Origin of the sequence: Pseudogulbenkiania ferrooxidans 2002, assembly GCF_000174355.1 — a bacterium.
GTDB lineage: Bacteria > Pseudomonadota > Gammaproteobacteria > Burkholderiales > Chromobacteriaceae > Pseudogulbenkiania > Pseudogulbenkiania ferrooxidans.
Map to the genome: position 1 here is coordinate 89,981 of NZ_ACIS01000007.1, position 23,085 is coordinate 113,065.

The 23,085-nt window shown below is 66.5% G+C and carries 22 protein-coding genes; 10 read left to right on the forward strand and 12 right to left on the reverse strand.

Annotated features, from left to right (window positions below):
* Position 1: 1 nt before the first annotated feature.
* Positions 2-1,837, reverse strand: coding sequence for a phosphogluconate dehydratase (edd, locus tag FURADRAFT_RS13105; RefSeq protein ID WP_008954646.1), 1,836 nt, complete (start codon positions 1,835-1,837; stop codon positions 2-4).
* A gap of 254 nt (positions 1,838-2,091) precedes the next feature.
* Here edd and zwf point away from each other — a divergent pair, with 254 nt between their 5' ends.
* From zwf to pgi, 5 genes are all read left to right on the forward strand, one after another.
* On the forward strand, positions 2,092-3,564 hold the full coding sequence (zwf, locus tag FURADRAFT_RS13110) for a glucose-6-phosphate dehydrogenase (protein ID WP_008954647.1): 1,473 nt from the start codon (positions 2,092-2,094) through the stop codon (positions 3,562-3,564).
* A 342-nt stretch (positions 3,565-3,906) separates the two neighbouring features.
* Complete coding sequence (pgl, locus tag FURADRAFT_RS13115) at positions 3,907-4,584, forward strand: 6-phosphogluconolactonase (protein ID WP_008954648.1); 678 nt, start codon at positions 3,907-3,909, stop codon at positions 4,582-4,584.
* A complete protein-coding gene (locus FURADRAFT_RS13120) occupies positions 4,565-5,548 on the forward strand; it encodes a glucokinase (RefSeq protein ID WP_008954649.1) in 984 nt (327 codons plus the stop codon). Before pgl ends, FURADRAFT_RS13120 begins: the two co-directional genes overlap by 20 nt.
* Entirely contained in the window at positions 5,541-6,392 is an 852-nt protein-coding gene (gene hexR / locus FURADRAFT_RS13125; RefSeq protein WP_008954650.1) for a transcriptional regulator HexR, read from the forward strand. The genes FURADRAFT_RS13120 and hexR overlap by 8 nt, the downstream gene beginning before the upstream one ends.
* Before the next feature lie 9 nt (positions 6,393-6,401).
* Positions 6,402-8,051: a glucose-6-phosphate isomerase gene (gene pgi, locus FURADRAFT_RS13130; RefSeq protein WP_008954651.1), complete on the forward strand. Its 1,650-nt coding sequence runs from the start codon at positions 6,402-6,404 to the stop codon at positions 8,049-8,051.
* A gap of 77 nt (positions 8,052-8,128) precedes the next feature.
* Here the strand turns inward: pgi and FURADRAFT_RS13135 are convergent, their stop codons facing one another.
* Together FURADRAFT_RS13135 and FURADRAFT_RS13140 are read right to left on the reverse strand one after the other, a co-directional pair.
* Positions 8,129-8,452: an MGMT family protein gene (locus FURADRAFT_RS13135; RefSeq protein ID WP_008954652.1), complete on the reverse strand. Its 324-nt coding sequence runs from the start codon at positions 8,450-8,452 to the stop codon at positions 8,129-8,131.
* Positions 8,452-9,102, reverse strand: a complete 651-nt coding sequence (locus FURADRAFT_RS13140) for an MBL fold metallo-hydrolase (RefSeq protein WP_008954653.1) — start codon at positions 9,100-9,102, stop codon at positions 8,452-8,454. Before FURADRAFT_RS13140 ends, FURADRAFT_RS13135 begins: the two co-directional genes overlap by 1 nt.
* Before the next feature lie 175 nt (positions 9,103-9,277).
* Between FURADRAFT_RS13140 and siaA the strand changes: the two genes are divergently transcribed.
* The 4 genes from siaA to siaD are packed head-to-tail and all read left to right on the forward strand — an operon-like array spanning position 9,278 to position 13,046.
* The gene (siaA, locus tag FURADRAFT_RS13145) at positions 9,278-11,302 is read left to right on the forward strand and encodes a biofilm regulation protein phosphatase SiaA (RefSeq protein ID WP_008954654.1); all 2,025 of its coding nucleotides are present in this window, start codon (positions 9,278-9,280) and stop codon (positions 11,300-11,302) included.
* Positions 11,303-11,311: 9 nt separating this feature from the next.
* Positions 11,312-11,854 carry a biofilm regulation protein kinase SiaB gene (siaB, locus tag FURADRAFT_RS13150; protein WP_008954655.1) on the forward strand — a complete coding sequence of 181 codons (543 nt, stop codon included), beginning with the start codon at positions 11,312-11,314 and terminating at the stop codon, positions 11,852-11,854.
* A 10-nt stretch (positions 11,855-11,864) separates the two neighbouring features.
* Positions 11,865-12,242 (forward strand): biofilm regulation phosphoprotein SiaC, encoded by a 378-nt coding sequence (gene siaC / locus FURADRAFT_RS13155; protein WP_008954656.1) that lies wholly within the window; start codon positions 11,865-11,867, stop codon positions 12,240-12,242.
* 15 nt (positions 12,243-12,257) lie between these two features.
* Positions 12,258-13,046: a biofilm regulation diguanylate cyclase SiaD gene (siaD, locus tag FURADRAFT_RS13160; protein ID WP_008954657.1), complete on the forward strand. Its 789-nt coding sequence runs from the start codon at positions 12,258-12,260 to the stop codon at positions 13,044-13,046.
* 250 nt (positions 13,047-13,296) lie between these two features.
* On the opposite strand, the gene FURADRAFT_RS13165 is transcribed toward siaD, so the two are convergent.
* The 7 genes from FURADRAFT_RS13165 to FURADRAFT_RS13195 all read right to left on the reverse strand — a co-directional run bounded on the left by FURADRAFT_RS13165 (position 13,297) and on the right by FURADRAFT_RS13195 (position 20,757).
* Positions 13,297-14,259 (reverse strand): PA2778 family cysteine peptidase, encoded by a 963-nt coding sequence (locus FURADRAFT_RS13165; RefSeq protein WP_008954658.1) that lies wholly within the window; start codon positions 14,257-14,259, stop codon positions 13,297-13,299.
* A 3-nt stretch (positions 14,260-14,262) separates the two neighbouring features.
* Complete coding sequence (locus FURADRAFT_RS13170) at positions 14,263-14,658, reverse strand: PA2779 family protein (RefSeq protein ID WP_008954659.1); 396 nt, start codon at positions 14,656-14,658, stop codon at positions 14,263-14,265.
* A 204-nt stretch (positions 14,659-14,862) separates the two neighbouring features.
* Entirely contained in the window at positions 14,863-16,107 is a 1,245-nt protein-coding gene (locus FURADRAFT_RS13175) for a maltoporin (protein WP_008954660.1), read from the reverse strand.
* A gap of 352 nt (positions 16,108-16,459) precedes the next feature.
* Positions 16,460-16,744 carry a GIY-YIG nuclease family protein gene (locus FURADRAFT_RS13180; protein ID WP_008954661.1) on the reverse strand — a complete coding sequence of 95 codons (285 nt, stop codon included), beginning with the start codon at positions 16,742-16,744 and terminating at the stop codon, positions 16,460-16,462.
* 158 nt (positions 16,745-16,902) lie between these two features.
* Positions 16,903-18,045: a c-type cytochrome biogenesis protein CcsB gene (gene ccsB / locus FURADRAFT_RS13185; RefSeq protein ID WP_008954662.1), complete on the reverse strand. Its 1,143-nt coding sequence runs from the start codon at positions 18,043-18,045 to the stop codon at positions 16,903-16,905.
* Positions 18,045-20,069 (reverse strand): cytochrome c biogenesis protein ResB, encoded by a 2,025-nt coding sequence (locus FURADRAFT_RS13190; RefSeq protein WP_008954663.1) that lies wholly within the window; start codon positions 20,067-20,069, stop codon positions 18,045-18,047. The genes ccsB and FURADRAFT_RS13190 overlap by 1 nt, the downstream gene beginning before the upstream one ends.
* Positions 20,070-20,139: 70 nt before the next feature.
* Positions 20,140-20,757, reverse strand: coding sequence for a c-type cytochrome (locus tag FURADRAFT_RS13195; protein ID WP_008954664.1), 618 nt, complete (start codon positions 20,755-20,757; stop codon positions 20,140-20,142).
* Positions 20,758-20,849: 92 nt separating this feature from the next.
* Here FURADRAFT_RS13195 and yihA point away from each other — a divergent pair, with 92 nt between their 5' ends.
* Positions 20,850-21,473 (forward strand): ribosome biogenesis GTP-binding protein YihA/YsxC, encoded by a 624-nt coding sequence (gene yihA, locus FURADRAFT_RS13200; protein ID WP_008954665.1) that lies wholly within the window; start codon positions 20,850-20,852, stop codon positions 21,471-21,473.
* A 209-nt stretch (positions 21,474-21,682) separates the two neighbouring features.
* On the opposite strand, the gene FURADRAFT_RS13205 is transcribed toward yihA, so the two are convergent.
* Complete coding sequence (locus tag FURADRAFT_RS13205) at positions 21,683-22,540, reverse strand: septal ring lytic transglycosylase RlpA family protein (protein ID WP_008954666.1); 858 nt, start codon at positions 22,538-22,540, stop codon at positions 21,683-21,685.
* A 54-nt stretch (positions 22,541-22,594) separates the two neighbouring features.
* Positions 22,595-23,059: a tRNA (uridine(34)/cytosine(34)/5-carboxymethylaminomethyluridine(34)-2'-O)-methyltransferase TrmL gene (trmL, locus tag FURADRAFT_RS13210; protein ID WP_008954667.1), complete on the reverse strand. Its 465-nt coding sequence runs from the start codon at positions 23,057-23,059 to the stop codon at positions 22,595-22,597.
* Positions 23,060-23,085: the final 26 nt, after the last annotated feature.

A 23,085-nucleotide genomic window follows, 5' to 3' on the forward strand; every position in this document is an offset into this window, starting at 1 on the left:
TTCAATCTCTCCACAGGGGGTGGTGGAAGGTCATCGCGCCGTGTTCGGCGACGTCGGCCAAGGTGCGCATGCCGGCGAACAGTTCGCGGCCGACGCCGAAATCATTACCTGCAAGGTTGGCCGAAACCACCTCGCGCGCGGCCCATTCGGCCTCCGCCACCAGCGCGGTCAGCTCGCCGCTGTTGGCGTCGACGCGCACCAGGTCGCCGTCGCGCAGCTTGGCGATCGGGCCGCCGGACACGGCCTCGGGCGAGACGTGGATCGCCGCCGGCACCTTGCCGGAGGCGCCGGACATGCGGCCGTCGGTGACCAGCGCCACCTTGAAGCCACGCTCCTGCAACACCGCCAGCGTCGGCGTCAGCTTGTGCAGCTCCGGCATGCCGTTGGCGCGCGGGCCCTGGAAGCGGATCACCGCGACGAAGTCGCGCTCCAGCTCGCCGCGCTTGAACGCGGCCAGGAGTTCGTCCTGGTCGTGGTAGATCACCGCCGGTGCTTCTACCACGCGGTGTTCCGCCTTGACCGCCGAGACCTTGATCACCGAGCGGCCGATATTGCCCTTGAGCACGCGCAGGCCGCCGTCGGCCGAGAACGGCTCCGCCGCCGGACGCAGCACGCCGCTGTCGTGGCTCGTGGCCGCCGCCGGACGCCATTTCAGCTCGCCGTCGTCGAGCCACGGTTCCGTGGTGTAGGCGCGCAGGCCCGGGCCCATGATGGTGGTGACGTCCTCGTGCAGCAGGCCGGCGTCGAGCAGCTCGCGAATCAGGAAACCCATGCCGCCGGCGGCGTGGAAGTGGTTCACGTCGGCCTTGCCGTTGGGGTAGACGCGCGCCAGGAGCGGAATCACCGCCGACAGCTCGTCGAAGTCGTCCCAGTTGATGTCGATGCCGGCGGCGCGGGCGATCGCCACCAGGTGCAGGGTGTGGTTGGTCGAGCCGCCGGTGGCCAACAGGCCGATGATGCCGTTGACCACCGCCTTCTCGTCGACGAGGCGGCCCACCGGGGTGTAGTGCTCGCGGCCCGGGCTGATCGCCACGGCACGGTGCGCGGCGGCGCGCGTCAGCGCTTCGCGCAGCGGCGTGCCCGGAGTGACGAAGGCGGTGCCCGGCAGGTGCAGGCCCATGATCTCCATCAGCATCTGGTTGGAGTTGGCGGTGCCGTAGAAGGTGCAGGTGCCGGGGCCGTGGTAGCTTTGCGCCTCCGATTCCAGCAGCACGTCGCGGCCGACCTTGCCCTCGGCGTAGAGCTGGCGGATGTGCGCCTTCTCGTCGTTGGACATGCCCGTGGTCATCGGCCCGGCCGGCACGAACACCGCCGGCAGGTGGCCGAAGGTCAGCGCGCCGATCAGCAGGCCCGGCACGATCTTGTCGCACACGCCCAGGTAGAGCGCGGCGTCGAACATCTGGTGCGACAGCGCCACGGCGGTGCTCATGGCGATCACGTCGCGCGAGAACAGCGAGAGTTCCATGCCGGCCTGGCCCTGCGTCACGCCGTCGCACATCGCCGGCACGCCGCCGGCGAACTGCGCGGTGGCGCCGGCCTTGAGCGCCTCGTCCTTGATCCAGGCCGGGAACGCCTCCAGCGGTTGGTGCGCCGACAACATGTCGTTGTAGGCCGAGACGATGGCGAGGTTGGGCCGGCTGGCTTCCTTCAGATGGATCTTGACCGTGTCCGGCATGGCGGCGAAGGCGTGCGCCAGGTTGGTACAGGACAGCTGGGTGCGCTCCACGCGGCCGCGTTTGGCGGCGGCGTCGAGATGCTGCAGGTAAGCCGCGCGGCGCGGCTGGCTGCGGGCAACGATACGGGCGGTGACGTCGGCGATGACGGGATGTAAGGCCATGGTGTAATCCCGGTGGGTAATGTGCGATGAATGGTAGTTTTACTACAGTCAAAATGCAATACGTTGCAGCGGGTTTCTCGCTGCGGCTGTGGTGCAAATGCTGAAAACCATTGCTTATAAAGGATTTTCGTTGATTTCCATGTTGCTTTGCAGCATCGAAATTGTTGTCTTTGGCCGTGTAATTGCCATAGACAGCGGCACGTCGAATGGTAATATAACTACATCACAACCCACTGTGCGAGAGAACACTCAGGATGGACAACGCTAATCTGCACACCCCGGCCTTCGACATGGTGCTGTTCGGGGGCACCGGCGACCTGGTCATGCGCAAACTGCTGCCGTCGCTGTACCAGGCTCATGCCGCCGGCCTCTTGAACGAAGAAGGCCGCATCCTGGCGCTGGGTCGCCGCGACATGGCGCGCGAAGACTACCTGGCGATGGTGGAGAAGAGCGCGCGCATCCACATCAAGGAATACTTTTCCGACACCGCCTGGCAGGGTTTTCTCGCGCGCGTGGACTACCTCAAGGTAGACGCCGCCACGCCGAAGCACTACCCGGCGCTGGCCGAGGTGCTGAACCAGCACAGCGAGCGTGTCGCCGTCTGTTACCTCGCCACCGCGCCGGACCTGTTCGAGGGCATCTGCGACAACCTGGCGGCGGTCGGCCTGAACCACGACAAGGTACGCGTGGTGCTGGAAAAACCGCTCGGCCACGACCTGGAATCGTCCAACGAGATCAACGAAGCGGTGGCGCGTCACTTCAAGGAAGAACAGCTCTACCGCATCGACCACTACCTCGGCAAGGAATCGGTGCAGAACCTGCTGTCGATCCGCTTCGCCAACGCGCTGTTCGAGCCGCTGTGGCGCCGCGAGTGGATCCACGACGTGCAGATCACCATCGCCGAAGAGCTCGGCGTCGGCACGCGCGGCGACTTCTACGATAATACCGGTGCGCTGCGCGACATGGTGCAGAACCACCTGCTGCAGCTGTTGTGCATCGTGGCGATGGAGCCGCCGGCCAACCTCGGCGCCGATGCGGTGCGCGACGAGAAACTCAAGGTATTGAAAGCGCTGCGCCCGTTCAGCGAGCAGGATGTCGCCGCCAAGACCGTGCGCGCTCAGTACAAGGCCGGCGCCGCCAACGGCCAGCCGGTGGTGGGTTACCTGCAGGAGCAGGGCATCCCCGCCAGCAGCCAGACCGAGACCTTCGTCGCCATCAAGGCCGAGATCGACAACTGGCGCTGGGCCGGCGTGCCGTTCTACCTGCGCACCGGCAAGCGCATGCAGGAACGCCTGGCCGAGATCGTGATCAACTTCCGTGACGTGCCGCACCACCTGTTCCCCAGCCCGATGGGCCTGAACACCGCCAACCGCCTGGTGATCCGCCTGCAGCCGGAAGAAAGCATCCGCCTCTACTTCCTGTCCAAGGAGCCGGGCGACACCCAGCGCCTGCAGCCGGTGCACCTCAACCTCGACTTCCACGAATCGTTCAAGGTGCGCCGCGCCGACGCCTACGAGCGCCTGCTGCTCGACGTCATCCGCGGCAAGCTGGCGCTGTTCATGCGCCGCGACGAGCTGGTGGAAGCCTGGCGCTGGGTGGAGCCGATCATGGACCACTGGCAGCACAGCACCACGCCGCCCAAGCAGTACACCGCCGGCAGCTGGGGCCCGGCCGCCTCCAGCGCGCTGCTGTCGCGGGATGGGGTGTCGTGGCACGAGGAGAGTTGAGAACTTGTGAATAAATCTGCTGCGCGTCCCTGATCGGGGTTCATGTGCTGCTCGGAATCCTCATGGACCCTGTGTCCACTCCGGTTCCTGTGCTGCTCTTCACCCCGCTGAGGGCCGCTCGCGACGATTTCTTTCACAAGTTTGCAGAAGCCTGCCTCAACGTTGCTGTGTGGTCGTTCACTACACATTGAGGGCGACTTCTGAGGTACGGGCAGGATGGGTGGAGGCGCCTTGTGTCGGAGCCCATCGGCGCCGGGGATAACCCGGCGCAATCCTGGCGCCGGCCTTGGCACGGGCCGGTCGGCAACACCACAAAGAGATAGAAGAGACAGAGACAACACCATGCAATGGTTTGAATTCGATACGCCTGCCGACGCCGCCGCGGCGCTGGCCGAGGCGGTGAGCGGCGCGCTCGCGACGGCGATCCGCGAACGCGGCGAGGCGGTGCTGGCGGTGTCCGGCGGGCGCTCGCCGGTGGCCTTCCTGCAAAGGTTGGCCGAAAGCGGCCTCGACTGGGCGCACGTGACGGTGACGTTGGTGGACGAGCGCCTGGTGCCGGAACACCACCCGGACAGCAACGCCGCGCTGGTGCGCGAGCACCTGCTCACCGGCGCCGCCGCCGCGGCGCGCTTCCTGCCGCTGGCGCTCCACCCCGACGACGCCGCCGCCAGCCTGGCCGCCGCGCGCGCCGCCTGGCGCCAGCCCGACGTCGCCGTGCTCGGCATGGGCGACGACGGCCACACTGCCTCGCTGTTCCCGGCTGCGCCGGAACTCGCCGCCGGGCTCGCGCTGCCGTCGGCCGAACGGCTGCTCACGGTCACCCCGCCGGCGGCGTCGCACACGCGCCTCAGCATGACGCTGGCCGCGCTGCTGGCCTGCGGCCGGCTGTTCCTGGCGATCCAGGGGCCGGCCAAGCGCCGGGTATTCGAACAAGCGCGGCAGGCCGTCGACGACGCGCTGCCGATCAGTCATGTCCTGCACCACACGGAGGTACCGCTCGATGTTTACTGGGCGTCCTGATAGCTTTCCCTGGCTGGTGGCCGATATCGGCGGCACCAATGCCCGTTTCGCGCTCTATACCGGCGGCACCGAACCGGAACAGATCAAGGTCCTGGCCTGCGCCGACTACCCGACGCTGGAAGCGGCGGTGCGCGCCTACCTCGCCGACGTCGGCGCCACGGTGCGGCATGCCTCCATCGGCATCGCCAACCCGGTCACCGGCGACTGGGTGCAGATGACCAACCACCACTGGGCGTTCTCGATCGAAGCCACGCGCCAGGCGCTGGCGCTGGAGTCGTTCCTGGTGATCAACGACTGGGCGGCGATGGCGCTGGCCTTGCCGCACCTGCCGGCCGACGCGCTGATCAAGGTCGGCGGCGGCGAGGCCGTAGCCGGCGCACCGTGCGCGCTGATCGGCCCCGGCACCGGGCTCGGCGTCTCGGCGCTGGTGCCGCACACCCACGGCGCCACCCCGGTGCCGGGCGAGGGCGGCCACGTCAGCTTCGCCCCGTTCGACGAGCGCGAGGCGCAGATCTGGCACTTCGCGCGCGAGCGCTACGGCCACGTCTCGGCCGAGCGCCTGCTGTCCGGCCCCGGCCTGGTGCTGATCTACCAGGCGCTCGCCGCGCTGGCCGGCGAGGAGGCCGAAGACCTGCGCGCCGCCGACATCTCCACCCGCGCCCTGTCCGGCGAATGCCCGCGCTGCCGCGAGACGCTGGACGCATTCTGTGCCATGCTCGGCACCGCGGCGGCCAACCTGACGTTGACGCTGGGCGCCCGCGGCGGGGTCTACCTCGGCGGCGGCATCGTGCTGCGCCTGCTCGATTATTTCCAGAGCTCGCCGTTCCGTGCCCGTTTCGAAGACAAGGGGCGCTTTTCCGGCTACCTCGCGGCGGTGCCGGTGTACATCATGACGCACGCCATGCCGGCGCTGTTGGGCGCCACCGCCGCGCTGGCCGCGCACCTGGAGGAGCAGCATGCTTGAACGAATCCGCAATCAGCTGGGCAGCCTGTCGGCGGCCGAACGCAAGGTCGCCGACCTGGTCCTGGAACAGCCCTACACCATGATGCAGGCGGCGGTGGCCGACATCGCCGCCAGCGCCGGGGTGAGCCAGCCCACGGTGATCCGCTTCTGCCGCTCGATGGGCTGTACCGGCTTGCCGGATTTCAAGCTCAAGCTGGCGGGCAGCCTGGTCACCGGGGTGCCGTACGTGCACTCCAGCGTGCGCCCGGAAGACCCGACCTCCGAGATCGCCGCCAAGGTATTCGACAACACCGTGTCGGCGCTGCTCAAGTGCCGTAACGACGTCAACCCGGCGGCGGTCAACGCCGCGCTGGAGCTGTTGGCCAACGCCAACCGCATCGAGTTCTACGGACTGGGCAACTCCGGCATCATCGCCGCCGACGCCCAGCACAAATTCTTCCGCTTCGGCATTCCCACCGTCGCCTACGCCGACACCCACACCCAGATCATGGCGGCCTCGGTGCTGGGCGAGGGCGACGTGCTGGTGGCCATCTCCAACTCCGGCCGTACCGTCGAGCTGCTCGACGCGGTCGAGGTGGCGCTGCACGCCGGCGCCAAGGTGGTGGCGATCACCGCCAGCGGCTCGCCGCTGGCGAAGCAGGCCACGGTGACGCTGGTGGCCGACGCCCCGGAAGACACCGAGACCTACAGCCCGATGATCTCGCGCATCGTGCACCTGGTGCTGATCGACATCCTCGCCGTCGGCGTGGCGTTGCGGCGCGGGCCGGGCGTGATCGGCCAACTGGAAAAAACCAAGCTGAGCCTGCGCCCGAAACGCCAGGGCAGCCGGCACGACGACTACTGAGGGGATGGCATGAGCGAACTGACCCGACTGCCCGCCTGGCAACAGCTGTGGGAACACTTTGCCGACGCGAAACAGCTGCACATGCGCGAGCTGTTCGAGAGCGACCCGGAACGCGCCGAACGTTACGCGCTGGAAGTGGGCGGGCTGTTGCTCGACTACTCCAAGAACCGCCTCACCGACGACACCCTGAAACTGTTGGTGCAGCTGGCGCGCGAAGCCGGCCTGCCGGCGCGCATCAAGGCCATGTTCAAGGGCGAGAAGCTCAACGTCACCGAGAGCCGCGCCGTGCTGCACGTGGCGCTGCGCAACCGCACCAATTCGCCGATCCTGGTCGACGGCGAAGACGTCATGCCCAAGGTCAACCGCGTGCTGGAACGCATGGGGCGCTTCGCCCACGCCGTGCGCTCGGGCGAGTGGCTGGGCTACACCAACCAGCCGATCACCGACATCGTCAACATCGGTATCGGCGGCTCCGACCTGGGCCCGCTCATGGTGTGCAGCGCGCTGCGCCCGTACGCCCACCCGCGCATGAACATGCACTTCGTCTCCAACGTCGACGGCGCCCAGCTCAAGGAAACGCTCAAGCGCGTGCACCCCGAGACCACGCTGTTCGTGATCGAGTCGAAGACCTTCACCACGCAGGAAACCCTGACCAACGCGCTCACCGCGCGCGACTGGTTCGTCCAGCGTGCGCGCGACGAAAAGGCAGTCGCCAAGCACTTCGTCGCGGTGTCGACCAACCAGCAGGCGGTGGCCGACTTCGGCATCGACCCGGCCAATATGTTCGAATTCTGGGACTGGGTCGGCGGGCGCTACAGCCTGTGGTCGGCGATCGGCCTGCCGATCATGCTCTACCTCGGCGAAGAGAACTTCGTCGAGCTCCTGAACGGCGCGCACCTGATGGACCAGCACTTCCGCAACGCGCCGCTGGAAGCCAACATGCCGGTGCTGTTGGCGATGATCGGGGTGTGGTACATCAACTTCTACGGCGGCGGCTCGCACGTCATCGCCCCGTACGACCAGTACTTGCACCGCCTGCCGGCCTTCATCCAGCAGCTCGACATGGAGTCCAACGGCAAGCAGGTGATGCTCGACGGCAACCCGGTCGATTTCGAAACGGCGCCGATCATCTGGGGCGAGACCGGCATCAACGGCCAGCACGCCTTCTTCCAGCTGCTGCACCAGGGCACGCACATCTCGCCGATCGACCTGATCGCCTCGCTGGAGAATCGCAGCTCGCTGCCCGGCCACCACGAGATCCTGCTCGCCAACGTGTTCGCCCAGGCCGAAGCCTTCATGCGCGGCAAGACCGCCGACGAAGTGCGCGCCGAGCTGACGGCGCAGGGCGTGACGGGCGAGGCGCTGGAGAAGCTGGTGCCGCACAAGGTGTTCGGCGGCAACCGCCCCACCAACACCCTGCTGATGTCGCGCCTCGATCCGCGCAACCTGGGCTCGCTGATCGCGCTCTACGAGCACAAGATCTTCGTGCAGGGCGTGATCTGGCACATCAACAGCTTCGACCAGTGGGGAGTGGAGCTGGGCAAGCAGCTCGCCAAGACCATCCACGCCGAACTGGCCGGCAAGAGCGGCCCGGCGCCGCACGACAGCTCCACGGCGCGGCTGATCGCGGCCTACAAGCAGGCCAACGGGCGCGGTTGACCGTATGTTTTGCTCGCAAAAACGCCACCGGCTTGCCGGTGGCGTTTTTTATTTCGCACGGTTGGCCGAAGCCGGGATCAGACATCTTCCGCCGCCGCCGGCCAGCCGTAGCGCTTGAGGTCGACGCGGCCGCTGGCGCTTAGCACCACGCCCTCGTGTTCCAGCAGCAGGCGCTGGTAGTCGGCGCCGGGCGTGCCGGGGCGGGCGATGCGGCCGCCGGCGCCCACCACACGCTGCCACGGCACGCTGACGCCGTCCGGCAGATGGCCAAGCAGGTGCCCGACATGGCGGGAATGGCGCGGCCAGCCGGCCAGTTCGGCGAGCCGGCCGTAGGTGCTGACGCGGCCTGGCGGGATGCGCGCCACCAGCCCCAGCACCGCGCGCGCGAACTCCGGCGGCATCAGCGGTAGCGCGCGTCGGCGACGAAGGGGTTGTGGCGCTTCTCGTCGCCGATGGTGGTGTAGGGGCCGTGGCCCGGCACCACCACGGTCTCCTCCGGCAGCACGAACAGCTTGCCGCGGATGGCGTCGATCAACTGCTGGTGGTTGCCGCGCGGAAAGTCGGTACGCCCGATCGACCCCTGGAACAGCACGTCGCCGGCGATCAACAGGCCGGCCGCCGCGCTGTAGAACACCACGTGGCCGGGGGTGTGGCCCGGGCAGTGCAGCACCGCCAGCGTTTCCTCGCCGAGCGTCACGGTGTCGCCTTCCTCCAGCCAGCGGTCGGGCGTCACCGCCTCGGCCGGCGGAAAGCCGAACATCTGTCCCTGGTTCGGCAACTGATCGAGCCAGAAACTCTCCTCGCGCTGCGGGCCTTCCACCGGTACGCCGAGGCGGCGCGCCAGCGGCATGGTGGCGCCGGCGTGGTCGATGTGGCCGTGGGTCAGCAGGATCTTGACCACCGTGAGGTCGCGCGCCGCCACCTCGGCCAGGATGCGTTCGATATCGCCGCCCGGATCGACGATGGCGGCGTTCAGGGTAACGTCGCACCACAACAGCGAGCAGTTCTGGGCGAACGGGGTGACGGGAACGGTGTGCAGTTTCAGGCTCATGGCGGGGGCGGGGCTGGGAATGGCAAAAGTGCATTGTGCCACGCCGTCAAGGGAGCGGGTATCGCCGGGGGTGACATGATGAACGGATTCTGCATGACGGCGGACAGGGCTCTGGCGTAACATGCGGCATTGGCCGTCGACGTCGCTGGAACGGCAATCTGCGGAGTAGTGTCACTTGAGCTTGAGATGGAAATCGGCGCTGGCGCTGGCCGCGTTGTTCGCCGTGCTGTTGGTGCTGGCGCTGTTTGCCGGCAACCTGGCGGTGCATTCGATCCGCCAGCATTACGGCGCCGCCTTCGCGCGCGATCATGCCCTGCTGCAAAAGCAGACCCTGGTGACCCAGCTGTCGCGCGAACTGGCGCTGTCGCAGCGCCTGGCCGGGCTCGAGGTCACGCGCGACTGGCTGCGCGACGAGCAGGACCCGGCCAAGCGCCGGGCGTTCTTCCGCGAAGCCGAAAACTTCCGCCAGGCCTTTGCCGATCATTCCTTCTCCGTCGTCGCCGATCGCTCGCTCAGCTACTATTTCAGCGACGACAAGCTGGCGGCCAACGCCGCCGTGCCGCGCTACCGCCTCAAGCCGAACGACGCCGAGGACGGCTGGTACTTCGCCACGCGCCAGAACGTGCGCGACTACGCGCTCAACGTCAACGTGGACGGCAAGGTGCGCGTCACCAAGGTGTGGTTCAACGTGATGATCCACGACGGCGACGAGGTGCTCGGCATGGCCGGCACCGGCCTCGACCTGTCGCACTTCCTGCGCGATCTGGTGGCCTCGCACCAGCGCGGCGTCAGCAACATCATCGTCAACGGCCAGGGGGTGATCCAGGCCCACCCGGACGCCCGCCTGATCCAGTACGCTTCCGTCTCCTCCCTGAATTCCGCCAAGACCGTGTACCGGCTGATCCGCACCGAGGAGCAGCCCGGCCTGGCCGGCGCCCTGGCCGCGCTCAAGGCCACGCCGGAGGGCACCCAGACCGCCAGCGTCACGCTGCAAGGCCAGCCGCGGCTGCTGGGCATTTCGTACATCCCCCAGCTCGACTGGTACGTGATCAGCGCGGTCGACCTCTCCACCGCCGCGGTGCTGGACGAACGCCTGCTGGCCACGCTGGCGGCGGGCGGCCTGGTGGTGCTGCTGGCGCTGGGGCTGCTGGTCATCTTCGGCCTCGACCGCCTGGTGCTGAACCCGCTGGCGCGGCTGCACCGCTCGGTGGCCCAGCTCTCCGCCGGCGACTACCGCATCGAACTGCGTTCGCGCCGCGACGACGAACTGGGCGACCTGACGCGCGCCTTCAACCACATGGCGGGCGAGATTCGCGTCCACACCGAGAAGCTGGAGCAGCGCATCGAGGAGCGCACGCGCGACCTGGCCCAGGCCAACGAGCAGGTGCTGCAGGCGCACCGCGCGATGCAGGACAGCATCCGCTACGCCAGCCTGATCCAGAACGCCATCCTGCCGCACGGCCCGCTCAGCGAACTGTTGGGCGAGCAGCACTTCCTGTTGTGGAAGCCGCGCGACGTGGTCGGCGGCGACTTCTTCGTGTGCCGTACCGGCCCCGGCCGCTGCCTCCTGGGCGTGGTCGATTGCGCCGGTCACGGCGTGCCAGGTGCGTTCATGACCATGATCGCGCAGACCGCCTTCGACGTCGCCGTGAGCGAACTGGGCCTCGCCGACCCGGCGGCGCTGCTGGAGCGCATGGACCAGGTGGTGCGCGCCATGCTGCGCCACGAAACCGGGGCGCGCCATCTTGCCACCAGCATGGACGCCGGGTTGTGCGCGGTCGACCTGATCAACAACACGCTGACCTTTGCCGGGGCGCGGCTGTCGCTACACTGGAGCGACGGCGCGCAGGTCGGCGAAGTGGCCGGCGAGCGCGGCGGCATCGCCGACCGCAAGCCGACGTCGTTCCGCAACCACGTCATGACGCTGCGCCCGGAGGTCAGTTATTACCTCACCACCGACGGCTTCCTCGACCAGTCCGGCGGCGACAAGGGCTACGGTTTCGGCCGGCGACGCTTCGCCGAGCTGCTGCGCCACCACGCCCAGCTGCCGGTGGCCGAGCAGCGCGAGGCGTTCCAGCAGTGCCTGGCCGAGTACCAGGGCGAGCGCGCCCAGCGCGACGACATCACGGTGCTGGGGTTCCGTTTCGGTCGGCAGGACGAGGCCGATCAGCCCGCGTTGCCGGGTGATCACGACAGATAAGGAGAGTCCATGGAGCAGGTCGATGTACTATCGCTGAGGGCAGCCTTCATCCAGCAGGGCATCATGCTGTGTTTCAACGGTCCGTTCTCGGCAACGCTGATCGAAGAGATTGGCCAGGCGCTGCGCAAGCATATGCAGGGCTTGCAGGAATCGCAGTCGGCGGTGACCGACGTGTTCTCGGTGTACATCGAGCTGACCCAGAATATCCGCCATTACACCGCCCTGCACGGCCTGGAGGGGGCCGACGCGCACGCCACGCTGATCGTGTCGCGCTCGGAGGACGGCCGCTACGTGGTCAGCGCCGGTAACGTGGTGCTGCCGGCCGATGGCGACGCGCTGGTGGAGCGCATCGCGGCGCTGGCGCGGCTCGACAAGGCCGGGCTCAAGGCCGAGTACAAGAACCAGCTGCGCCAGCCGCGCGATCCGTCCGCCAAGACCGGCGCCGGGCTCGGCCTGATCGACCTGGCGCGCCGCGCCTACGAGCCGCTGCAGTGCTCGCTCACCGCGCTGGATGGCGGTGTGGCGTTTTTCAGTTTACGCGTAGTGATTTGACGAGGTTGACATGCAAGATCTGATCGTCGAGGGGACCGGTTCGATTCCGGCCATCCGGGCAGACTGGGAAGCAGGATGTGTGGTGATGAAGGGCGATTCCTACCCGGAAAACGCCTTCGAACTGTACCAGCCGGTCATCGACTGGATCGAGGCCTTCCTGGCACGCGAGGACCGCCCGCTGCGGCTGCAGCTGCAACTGCTCTACCTCAATACCAGCAGCATTCGCGCCATGATGGACATGCTCGACCAATTGCAGGGCGCCTTCGACGACGGCCGCACGGTCGGCGTCGAATGGCGCTACGAGCGCGAGAACGAACGGGTGGCCGAACTGGCCGAGGAGTTCCGCGAGGACTACACCTTCCCGTTCGATATCCTCGCCCACGACTGAACCCGCGGAGCCGCGATGAAACAGCACGAGGAGCTGGAAAGCCGCATCGAAACCCTGCTGGCAGACCCGGCCTACGCCGACCATCCGCTGCACGAGGCGCTCGCCTCGCTCTTCGAGCGCTATCGCGAGCAGACCCGGCAGATCGAGCGGGTGAGCCGCATCGCCGACCGCTACCAGGATGCCGAGCGTGACCGAGGCCTGAGCTACGCCGCGCGCTATCAGCGCCAGCTGCGCCAGGTCGAGAAGATCGTGCGCATCAGCGACCGCTACCAGAACATGCTGCGCGACATGAACCAGCGCCTGCACTGGCTGTCGAGCCGCGATGAACTCACCGGCCTGCCCAACCGCCGCCACGCGCTGGTTCGCCTGCGCGAGGAATTGCAGCGGCTGGGCCGCAGCGGCGGCCAGTTCTGCCTGACGCTGGCCGACGTCGACCACTTCAAGAGCATCAACGATGGCTACGGCCACGACGTGGGCGACCGCGTGCTGGGGGCCATTGCCCATGGTTTGTCCGAAGGGGTGCGCGACTACGATGTCTGCGCGCGCTGGGGTGGCGAGGAGTTCCTGCTGCTGTTCCCGCACTCCAGCATCGAGGAAGTGCAGAGCGTGCTGGTGCGGTTGCGGCGCCAGGTAGGGGTGCTCAGCGGCGAGCTGTTGCCGGCCGGTGCCGCCGGGCTGACGCTGTCGTTCGGGCTCACCCTCTGCCGGGACGCTGCCGAACCGCTCGACGCCATCCTGCAGCGCGCCGACCAGGCGCTGTACCAGGCCAAGGGGCAAGGGCGGGATTGCGTCGTCATCGGCTAAGCGCCCCGCTTCACGCGGCGGCGCCGGCCCGTCTTGGGTGCCAGCGCACGGCGCACCCTCTTTAATCCGCGTCCACCACGTCCGATGTGGCGCGTCATCGCTTGCCAGGCCGGGGTAGGTATGAGCCGGCGATGCGCCATCCCCATGTGCGCCGTATCCATTCCGGTGCCGGCGTCCCGGCCGTCCCCAGCCTTTTCAAGGCCCGCTTGCCGGGCGGTTCCAGTAGTCCGCCCCGGCTCCGGCATTTACCCTAGCGCACGCCAGGTTTGGCCGCCTTCTTCTCGATTTCCTGCAAGGTGGCGCGTGCCGTCTCCTGCCACGGCCCGCCCAGCGCCAGCGCCCGTTCGGCGTGGCTCCGCGCCTGTTCCAGCTCGCCCAGATCGGCCAGCACCACGGCCAGATTGTTGTGCGCGGCGGCGTTGTCGGGCTGAGCCACCAGCGCCTGTTCCAGCGCGTGGCGTGCGGCTGGCAGGTCATGCATGGCGTAGGCGGTGTTGCCCAGGCCGATCGCCAGCGTCGGGTTGTTCGGCCAACGTTTGATCGCCGTGGCATAGCCGCTGCGCGCGTCGGCGCGCGTGGCGAGGCGGTCGAACGCCACCAGCGCCGCCGTCGTGCCGGCCTCGTCGGCGCTCACCGGTAGCGTGCCCGGCGGCAACACGGCCACCGCCCAGTGCTCGCTGCGCGCCCAGGTGTTCTCGAAGGCGGTCAGGCTCATCAGCTGGCGCCGGAAGGTGCCGGAGCGCAGCACCATCTCGTCACGCTCCAGGTTGTAGCCCACCACCACGGCGTAGTGCCACGACGGCCACCACGACAGCCCCAGATTCTGCATCACCAGCACCGGGTGGCCGGCGCGCACCTCGTCGAGCAGCGCGTCCAGCCGCGGCGGCAGCACGGTCGCCACCCGGCCGTGGCGGCGCGCCGCCGCCAGCATCTCGATCTGCAGGCTGCCCTGACGTGCCGGCACGTAGACCTGGCTGATCAGCTCGTCCGGCGCCACCGTCTTGCCGGACGCCGTCAGCACCGTGGCCAGCGCCGCCGGGCCGCACTGGTACTCCTCCTGCGGGAAGAATGGGGTGTCGGTGAGCTCGACCTGGCGCGGCAGGTCGGTGCGTGCCAGTTGCTGCCGCACCACCGGCGTCGCGCAGGCGGAGAGTAGCAGCACGGCCGCCAGGAGCAGGCCGCGCCACAGCGGTATCGACCAGGAGCGCGCCATCGTTCAGCGGATGGAGCGGGTGAACGGGAAGATCTTGGTGAGGCCGAGGATGTCGGTCAGGAGCAGCACGAAGAACACCAACAGCACGGCGCCGACGATGTCGCCGCCGGCCGGGGCCTTGGCGGCTTTCTCCGCCAGCAGCGCGGCGTCCTTGTCGCTCAGGGCGGCGATGCGTTCGCGTGCCTGCTCCGGCGACACGCCCTGGCGTTCCAGCTCGGCGACGACGTCGGCGCGGCTGAGGGTTTCCAGGATGCGGGCGCGGTTGGCGTCGCCGGCGCTGGTGGCGCCCTGGTTGAGCTGTTCCACGCCGATCATCGCCGCCTGGGCGGATTGGGTGATGCCGACGAAACCGATCGACAAGGCCAGCGAGGTGGCGATAAAGGTTTTGCGTGCGAGCATGGTTCGTCCTTCTTCTCAGGTGGGGGTAGTGTCGAAGAGTGGATAAGAGCGCGGCGCGCCGGATAAGTTCTTTAACAGATATGCAAGCGGGGAGAGGAAGTCAACCCGGGCACTTTGCCGGCCTGTTCGATCCGTCAAATGAAAACCGCCCCGGGGCACGAGGCATCCCGGGGCGGTTGGCGCGGCGTCAGGCCGGCTGGCGGCTTACCACCAGCTTTCCACTTGCAGGCCGACGGTGGAGCCGTGGCGGCGCGAACCGAACACGCCGCTGCTCGACAGCGGGTCGTTGGCATTGTCGCCGGCGGCGTCCTGGGCGGCCTGGTTCCACTGCGCGTAGGTGTAGAACAGGCGCAGCTCCGGGCGGCTCCAGAACGACTTGCCCATGGCCAGGGTCGGCGCGATGGTGAACTTGGTCAGGGTGCGGGTCGGGCCGCTGGCCGGCTGTACCCGGTCGTGACCCAGTTCGGTCACCAGCTTGAAGTGCTCGGTGAAGGCGTAGCTCGGGCGGATGCCGAACGACATCCACTTCTGCGTGCCGCCGTCGACGCGGTCCCGCTGGTACAGACCCACCAGCTGGCCGCCGAAATTCGGCGTGGCTTGCCAGTCGAAGGCGTCCAGCACGCGCCAGCTCTTGTCGCTGCTGTCGTTGGTGATCGGGCCGACGGTGCCGGACAGGCTGGTGCCGCTGCCGGTGCCGTACTGCAGCGCGAGCTTGTTCTTGCCGCCCAGCACGCCGCTCTGGATGTGCTGCACGGTGTACGCCCAGCCACTGTGCGGATCGACCTTCTGGCCGTTGACGTCCACCTTGCCGGACGGGTCCATGTAGCTCACGCCCAGTTGCAGTTCGCCGCCGGGGTTGACGTCGATGCCCGACAGTTGCAGGTCGTGGCGGTTGGAGTCGTATTCCTGGAAGATGCCGTCGTTGCGGAAGAAGGCGTAGCTCAGCTTGAGCTTGTCGCCGATGGCGAAGTTCTCCAGACCGGCGCCGAGACCGCTCGGGTTCCAGTAGAAGAAGTCGTTGATGTGCACGTCGTTACGACGGTAGTAGATGCGGCCGGCCCACAGGCGCGCACCCGGCAGGCCGGGAATGTTGGTCAGCTGCAGGTAGGACTGCGGCAGGCGCAGGCTGCCGCTGTTGCCGTCGCTGTTGTGGAAGGTCGGGGTGCGGTCGTTTTCGTTGTACAGGCTGGCCATGGCCAGGCCCGACAGTTTCATGCCGTTGTCGAACTGGACCAGGTCCTGCTCGCCGGTCAGTTCGCTGTAGATTTCGCATTCGTTGCCCAGACGGTACTTGCTCTGGGCGCCGGCCAGCTTGAAGCAGGCCTGGCTGTCGCCATCGCTGCTGCCGACGCCGGCGCGTACGTAGCCGTGGAAGTCGAAGGCCTGGGCCGGGGCGAGGGCGCCGGCCAGCAGGGCTGCGCCCAGCAGGCTTGCCGAGATGTGCTTCATGATGTCTCCTGATTGTAGTTTTGCTACTTATTGTGTGGTGCTTCACCCCTCCCTGCTCTGGTGGCCGGTGCGTTGCCGTGGGGTGGTCCGTCATCGCGGCGGGGTGATGCGTCCCCGTGGCGCCATGAAATCCGCTATTTATGCCGATTTCAGCGCGCTCCGTCCCCAGGTGGCTGGCCTTTGCCACGGCACAGAATAGCGCCGTCGCAATCGCGCCACGGCGGGGGCGCCGAGGTGTGTTGGATCATGACAAAACTTTATGTTGTCGCAAAATTACATTGTAAGGAACTGTAAGAAAATGTCGTTTTTCTTCCACGGCCGCCAACGGCGGGGTGTGTGGCGAGGGGAGGGCTCAGAGGGGGTGGTGGTCCGGTGTGGTGTCGTCCGGGGCGCCGTGAGCCGCGCATAAGGCGCGTTTTTGTGTCGCAGAGAGCTGCTTGACGGCGTATTCGGCCTTGAGCGCGGCCGACTTGTCGTCGAACGCCAGCACCAGGGCGATGCGTTCGGGAGGATGCAGACGGGTGTAGCGCGCACCCTTGCCGGCGGCGTGTGCGGCGTAGCGTCGCGCCACGTCGGTGGTGATGCCGGTGTAGAGACTGCCGCCACGGCATTGCAGCATGTAGAGAAACCAGCTCATTCGGGGTTGCCAGGACAAGACCCCGCTACGCTAGCGCAGCGCGGCGTTTTGGCCAAGCGCTTGGACCGCCCATCGCTCACACGACAACGCCCGGCACGGGGCCGGGCGTCGGGGGTGGGAGTGGCCGCGGCGGGAGGGCTTCGGCCAACCTTCAACTATTACAGCGTGCCGTAGGAGTGCAGGCCGGACAGGAACATGTTGACGCCGAGGAAGGCGAAGCTGGTGACGAACACCCCGATCACCGCCCACCACGCCAGCGGCGTGCCGCGCCAGCCTTTGACCAGGCGTACGTGCAGCCAGGCGGCGTAGTTGAGCCAGACGATCAGCGCCCAGGTCTCCTTGGGGTCCCAGCTCCAGTAGCCGCCCCAGGCATCGGCCGCCCACATCGCACCCAGGATGGTGGCGATGGTGAAGAACAAAAAGCCGACCGCGATCGCCTTGTACATCACCTCGTCCAGCAACTCGGCCGACGGCAGCTTGTCTTTGAGCCAGCCATGGCTGACCAAGAGTTGGGCGATGCCGAGCATGGCGGCGATCGAGAACGAGCCGTAGCCGACGAAGTTGGCCGGCACGTGGATCTTCATCCACCACGACTGCAAGGCCGGGATCAAGGGCTGGATCTCGTGCGCCTGGCGATCGAAGGTGTACCACAGGATGAAGCCGACCGCGGCCGAGATCACCAGCAGCACGAAGGCGCCCATCTGGCGCGCCGCAAACTTGGCCTCGTAGTACAGGTACATCAGCGCGGTGATCAGGCAGAACAGCACGAACACTTCGTACAGGTTGGAGACCGGGATGTGGCCGATGTCGCTGCCGATCAGGTAGCTCTCGTACCAGCGCGTCAGCATGCCGGCAAAGCCCAGCACCGCCGCGCTCCAGGTCAGCCCTGTGCCCATGCGGCCGAGCAGCGCCGAGCGTGTCAGGAGGCCCATCCAGTACACCGCGGTGGCGAGGAAGAACAGCGTGCACATCCACATGATGGCGGACTGGCTCGACAGCACGAAGCGCAGCCAGAACGCGCTCTGGCCGCGCGCCAGGTCGCCCTGGTAGAGCTGGATCGCCACGAGTGCGATGGCGCCGGCCAGCGGCAGGAACAGGCGCCAGGCCTTCCAGAACCAGCCCAGCGCGATCAGGCCGACGGTGCTGCCGGCCAGGATGCCCTGCTCGTAGACGTCCATGTAGGCGCCGTAACGGTAATAGGTGACCCCGGCGGCCACCACCAGCAGCGCGGCGAACAGCCAGTCGGCCAGGTTCAGCCGCTGCCACAGCGGCCGTTCGTCAAAGGAATAAGCGAGTTCCATCAGGCACCCCGTACAAGCTGTTGAATGGCGTCGCGGTGACGCCGGAAATCCTCGTCCAGATCGCGGTTGTGACGATTGGAGGTCATCGCCAGCCGCACCCGGCCATTGCCCAGCCTAATCCACAGTCGCACTTCGCGGATATAGAACATCAGTACGATACCGATCACCAGCATCAGCGAGCCCAGGTAGACCAGCGTCTTGCCGGGCGAGCGCGTCATCTGCAGACCGGAAGCTTGGACCTGGGTAAAGCCGTCGAGTTGCAGGAACACCGGCACACCGTAGTCGTTGAGGCTGCTCGCCGCCACCAGGCTGTCGAGCAGGAAGCGGTAGTGACGGCCATCCTGCGTCAGCGGCTTGGCGCCGGCGCGTTCGTTGGCCACCGCCATCACGTCCACCACCGCCCCCTGCAGAATCTTGATATAGGTCTGCGCCACCGCCTGGCGCTTGTCCGCCGGCACGCGCTGATCGAGGAACTGCTCGAGCGCGCTGAAGCCGCCTTCGCCGAAGCGCGCCAGAATCCACTTCACGCTCTCCTCGAACTGCTGACGCATCGCCGGGCTGATCGCCGAACCCTGCATCGCCTTGGCGGTGCTGCGCCGCGCGATCTCGTCGTACAGCGCCTGGTTCTTCAGCGCCGCCCTGAGACGCATGAAGGTGTCGATCTTCATCTCGTCGTCGAGCGGGAGGCGCAGATACTGGAACGGCTCCGACACCGTCTTGCGCATGCCGGCGATCAGGTAGCTGGCACCATCCTGCTCGATCGGGGACATGTAGTGGTGGTACTCGCGCGCCTGGCCCTGCTCGTCGCGCAGCTTGAAGGTGATCGACGGGCCGACGTTCTTCAGGTTCTTGTCGCGTTTCACCTCGCGTGCGTCGTGCATGCGTTCGGACAGCGATTTGGCGCCTTCGGCCTTGCTGCGCTCCATGTTCTCGATGTTGAACTGACGGAACTCGCCGAACTCCAGGCTGTACTGGTGGCCGTTGGCGCGCAGCGGCTGCGAACTCAGCGACACGCCCGTGATCGGCGCCGGCGGCATCTCGGGCGACGCCAGGTTCCAGGCCTTGAAGTTCAGCGGCGAGCCGCCGTCGCCGAAGCTCGCCTGGTAGATCGCCACACCGTCGACGATCAGCGGGTGGTTGACGCGCACCGTGGCCGGCGTTTCCTTGCCGGTGGCCTTGTCGGTCACGACGATGTCGCTGGCGAACAGCTTGGGCATGCCGTTGCTGTAGTAGTCGACGTGGAACTTCTTCAGCGTGACGATGAACGGCAGCTCCTGCACCAGGTAGCCGTTGCCGGAGTTGAGGAACACCACGTCGGCGCTCTTGTTCTCGGCCACCGTGACGTTGCCGCGGAACGATAGGTTGCGGGTGGAGAGCCGGCTCTGCTCCGGAATCTGCGACTGCGGCAGGTCGCGCGTTTCCGCCACCACCCGGCCGAACAGCTCGCCTAGTTTCAGCGGCAGGTTGCCGTCCAAGAGGCCGCCCAGGCAGATCACCACCATGGCGATATGGGCGAAGAAGTAGCCCAGCTTGTTGGCGGCGCCCTTCTTGGCGGCCAGCACCAGGGTGCCGTCGTCGCGGCGGTGCTGGCGCAGGCGGAAGCCCTTGGCCGCGAGGTAGCCCTGCAGCTGCTCAGGCGAGGCGTTGGCCGCCTCGAACTCCTCGCTGTGCTGCATCGCAGCCAGCGAGCTGTCAGTGGCCTTCTCGCGGAACGCCTTCATGTCCTTGATGAAGCCGGGGCCGTTGCGCAGGATGCACAGGCTGGTGGAGATCACCAGGAAGGCCAGAATGGTCAGGAACCAGGCCGAATGGTAGACGTCGTAAAGGCCCAGCCAGTCGAAGGCGACGAACCAGAACTGGCCGAATTCGAAGGCGTAGTTGGGGTAGGGTTCGTTCTGCTTGAGCACGGTGCCGATCACCGAGGCGATGGCAATGATGGTCAACAGCCCGATGGCGAAACGCATCGAGCTCAACAGCTCGTACAGGGAATAACTGAAGCTGGCGTGGCGGCTTGGTTTTTTCATGGGTTTCACATACAAAAAGGGAAGCCGTCAAGGCTTCCCTTTTGAGTAAGGCATGAGGCGGAAGTTGCGCTTAGCGCAGGCCGGAGATGTAGTCGGCCACTGCCTTCATTTCGGCATCGCTCATACGGGAAGCCACGTCCGACATGGTCGGATGCTGGCGGTCGGTGCCGGCCTTGAAATCGTTCAGCTGCTTGAGGATGTAGCCGGCGTGCTGGCTGCCCACGCGCGGGAACTGGTCCGGCATGCCGGCGCCGTTCGGGGCGTGACAGGCCATACAGGCCGGAACGCCGGTGACCGGGTTGCCGACACGGTACACTTTCTTGCCCAGCTCCATCAGGGTCTTGTCCGCGGCTTCGCGCGGCTTCGCCTTCTGCTGGCTGAAGTAGGCGGTCACGTTCCACATGTCATCGTCGGACAGCGGCGCGGCCATGCCCATCATGATGGGGTTCTTGCGGGTGCCGGCCTTGAACGCCTTGAGCTGACTGTACAGATACTTCTGGTGCTGACCGGCCAGCGTCGGGTTGGCGGCAGCCACGCTGTTGCCGTCCGCGCCGTGGCAGGCGGCACATACCTGATCGACGATCTGCTTGCCCTTGACCGGGTCGCCCTTGTCTACCGGGGCGGCGGCGGCCAGTGCACTACCGGCCAGGGTCATGGCAGCCAGCGCCAACAGCATCTTGCGTTTCATGGTCGCTCCTCAGAGAGAGATTTCGTAAATATCTGTAAAAGTGGCAATTTCAAACCTGTTATTCTATACCAACTGCTTACACCGTTACTACTATGACGATTTTCCAGAACGCGCGCTTTTATACAACCGTCAACCACCTGAAGGATTTGCCGCCCACTCGCGCCGAGGTGGCCTTCGTGGGGCGCTCCAACGCCGGCAAGTCGAGCGCCATCAATACCCTGGCCAATCGTACCCGTCTGGCATTTGTTTCCAAGACCCCGGGGCGGACCCAGCACATCAACTTCTTCGACCTGGGCGAAGAGCGCTATCTCGTCGACCTGCCGGGCTACGGCTACGCCGAAGTGCCGGAGGCGGTGCGCACGCATTGGGTCGCCTTGCTGGGGCGTTACCTGCAGACCCGGCAGAACCTGGTCGGCCTGATCATGATCATGGACAGCCGTCACCCGCTGAAGGAGCTCGACTGGAAGATGCTGGAGTTCTTCCGCGAGACCGGGCGGCCGGTGCACATCCTGCTGTCGAAAAGCGACAAATTATCACGGATGGAACAGCAGAAAACCTTGGCCTCGGTCAAAAAAGCGTTGGCCGACTACCCGGCGGTGAGCATCCAGCTGTTCTCCAGCCTGAAGAAGACCGGCGGCGAGACGGTGGAAGAGGTGGTGGAGCGCTGGTTCGACGCCTACCTGGCGCAGGGCCAGGACGAGATGCCGTCGGCGTGACGGAACTTTGCCAGGGGTGGCAAGCCTAATCGGCAGGTGATCTCACCTCCCGCTTGCCTCCCTGAGCGGGTGCCTTTTGCTGACACTAAAGGCTGTTTACCCCGGCACCCAGGTGCCGGGGTTTTTTATTGCCGGCACCCGGCGGGGACGCCAGGCAAACAAAAAGGCAGGGCGGGCGCCCTGCCTTCGGATCGGTTTCCCGCGCGGCGTCAGATACCGCCGCTGATCACCGTGCTCTCCACGTTCAGCGCTTCGGCCACGGTGCGCGCCGCCTGGCGTGACCGGAACGGTCCCAGCTGCACGGTGTAACGACCGTTGCGGTTGACGATGCCGAGCTTGGCATCGTTCTTGGCGTCCAGTTCCTTCTCGATCTTGCTCATGCGGGCCTCGGCCTGGGCCAGGCGGCTGTAGCTGCCCAGCTTCAGGTAGCTGTCGTCGCCGCTGGCCTTGAGCGCACGGCTCGGCGCGGTGGCGGCAACGCTGTCGTCGTTGCCGTCCGGCCAGACGCGTTCCACCTTGATCGGTGCGCTGCCCTGATGCACGAAGCCCAGCTTGTAGGCGGCGGCGTAGGACAGGTCCATCAGGCGCCCCCTGTGGAACGGGCCGCGATCGTTGATGCGCACGATCACCGCCTTGCCGTTTTTCAGGTTGGTGACCCGGGCGTAGCTCGGGATCGGCAGCGTCGGATGGGCCGCGGTCATGGCGTACATGTCGTAGGGCTCGCCCGACGTGGTATGGCGGCCGTGGAACTGCTTGCCGTACCAGGAGGCACGCCCCTTGGCTTCGTAGGGCTTGTCGCTGGTATCCGGGTGGAAGCTCATGCCCAGCGCCGAGTAGGGCAGGTTGGCCGCCTTGATCAGCGGCTCATCCTGCGGCACGGCATCGGGTACCAGAGCCAGGTTGGCCGGGATGTGGTCGGCCGGACCATCTTGTTGGAAGTACTTGCCGGTGTTGCTGGCAAGCGGCTTTTTGGTCGAGCGGATCGACGCTTGTTGACTGGTTGCGCTGGCGTTTCTGACGGTGGAGCAGGCCACCAGCGCGAGACTATAAATACTAGCCACAGCCATCGGAATACAGGCTTCATTACACCTCCCTGTGCTGTTGGGCCAACAGGTGAACGCTCAGCTTCCTCCCGCAAAATCGTTCTGCCGCCACGCTTCGAACACCATGACGGCGACCGCGTTGGACAGGTTCATGCTGCGTGACTCGGGTTGCATTGGCAGGCGGACACGACGGTCGGCTGGAAATGAATCCAGGACTTCCTGCGGCAGGCCACGCGATTCGGGGCCGAACAACAATACATCTCCGGGTCGGAAAGCTGTCTGGTCATGCCGCGTCGCTCCCTTGGTGGTGGCCGCGAAGATGCGGCGGCCGGAGAGGGCGGTGCGGCAGGCTTCCCAGTTCTCGTGGACGACCAGGCGAGCGTACTCGTGGTAGTCGAGACCGGCACGACGCAACTTGGCGTCGTCCAGAGGGAAACCCAACGGTTTGACCAGGTGCAGTTCACAGCCGGTGTTGGCACATAATCGAATCACATTGCCCGTGTTGGGCGGTATTTCCGGCTGAAAGAGAACAACTGTGAACATCGTTGGCAGGCGGATTGTTCCAAGGA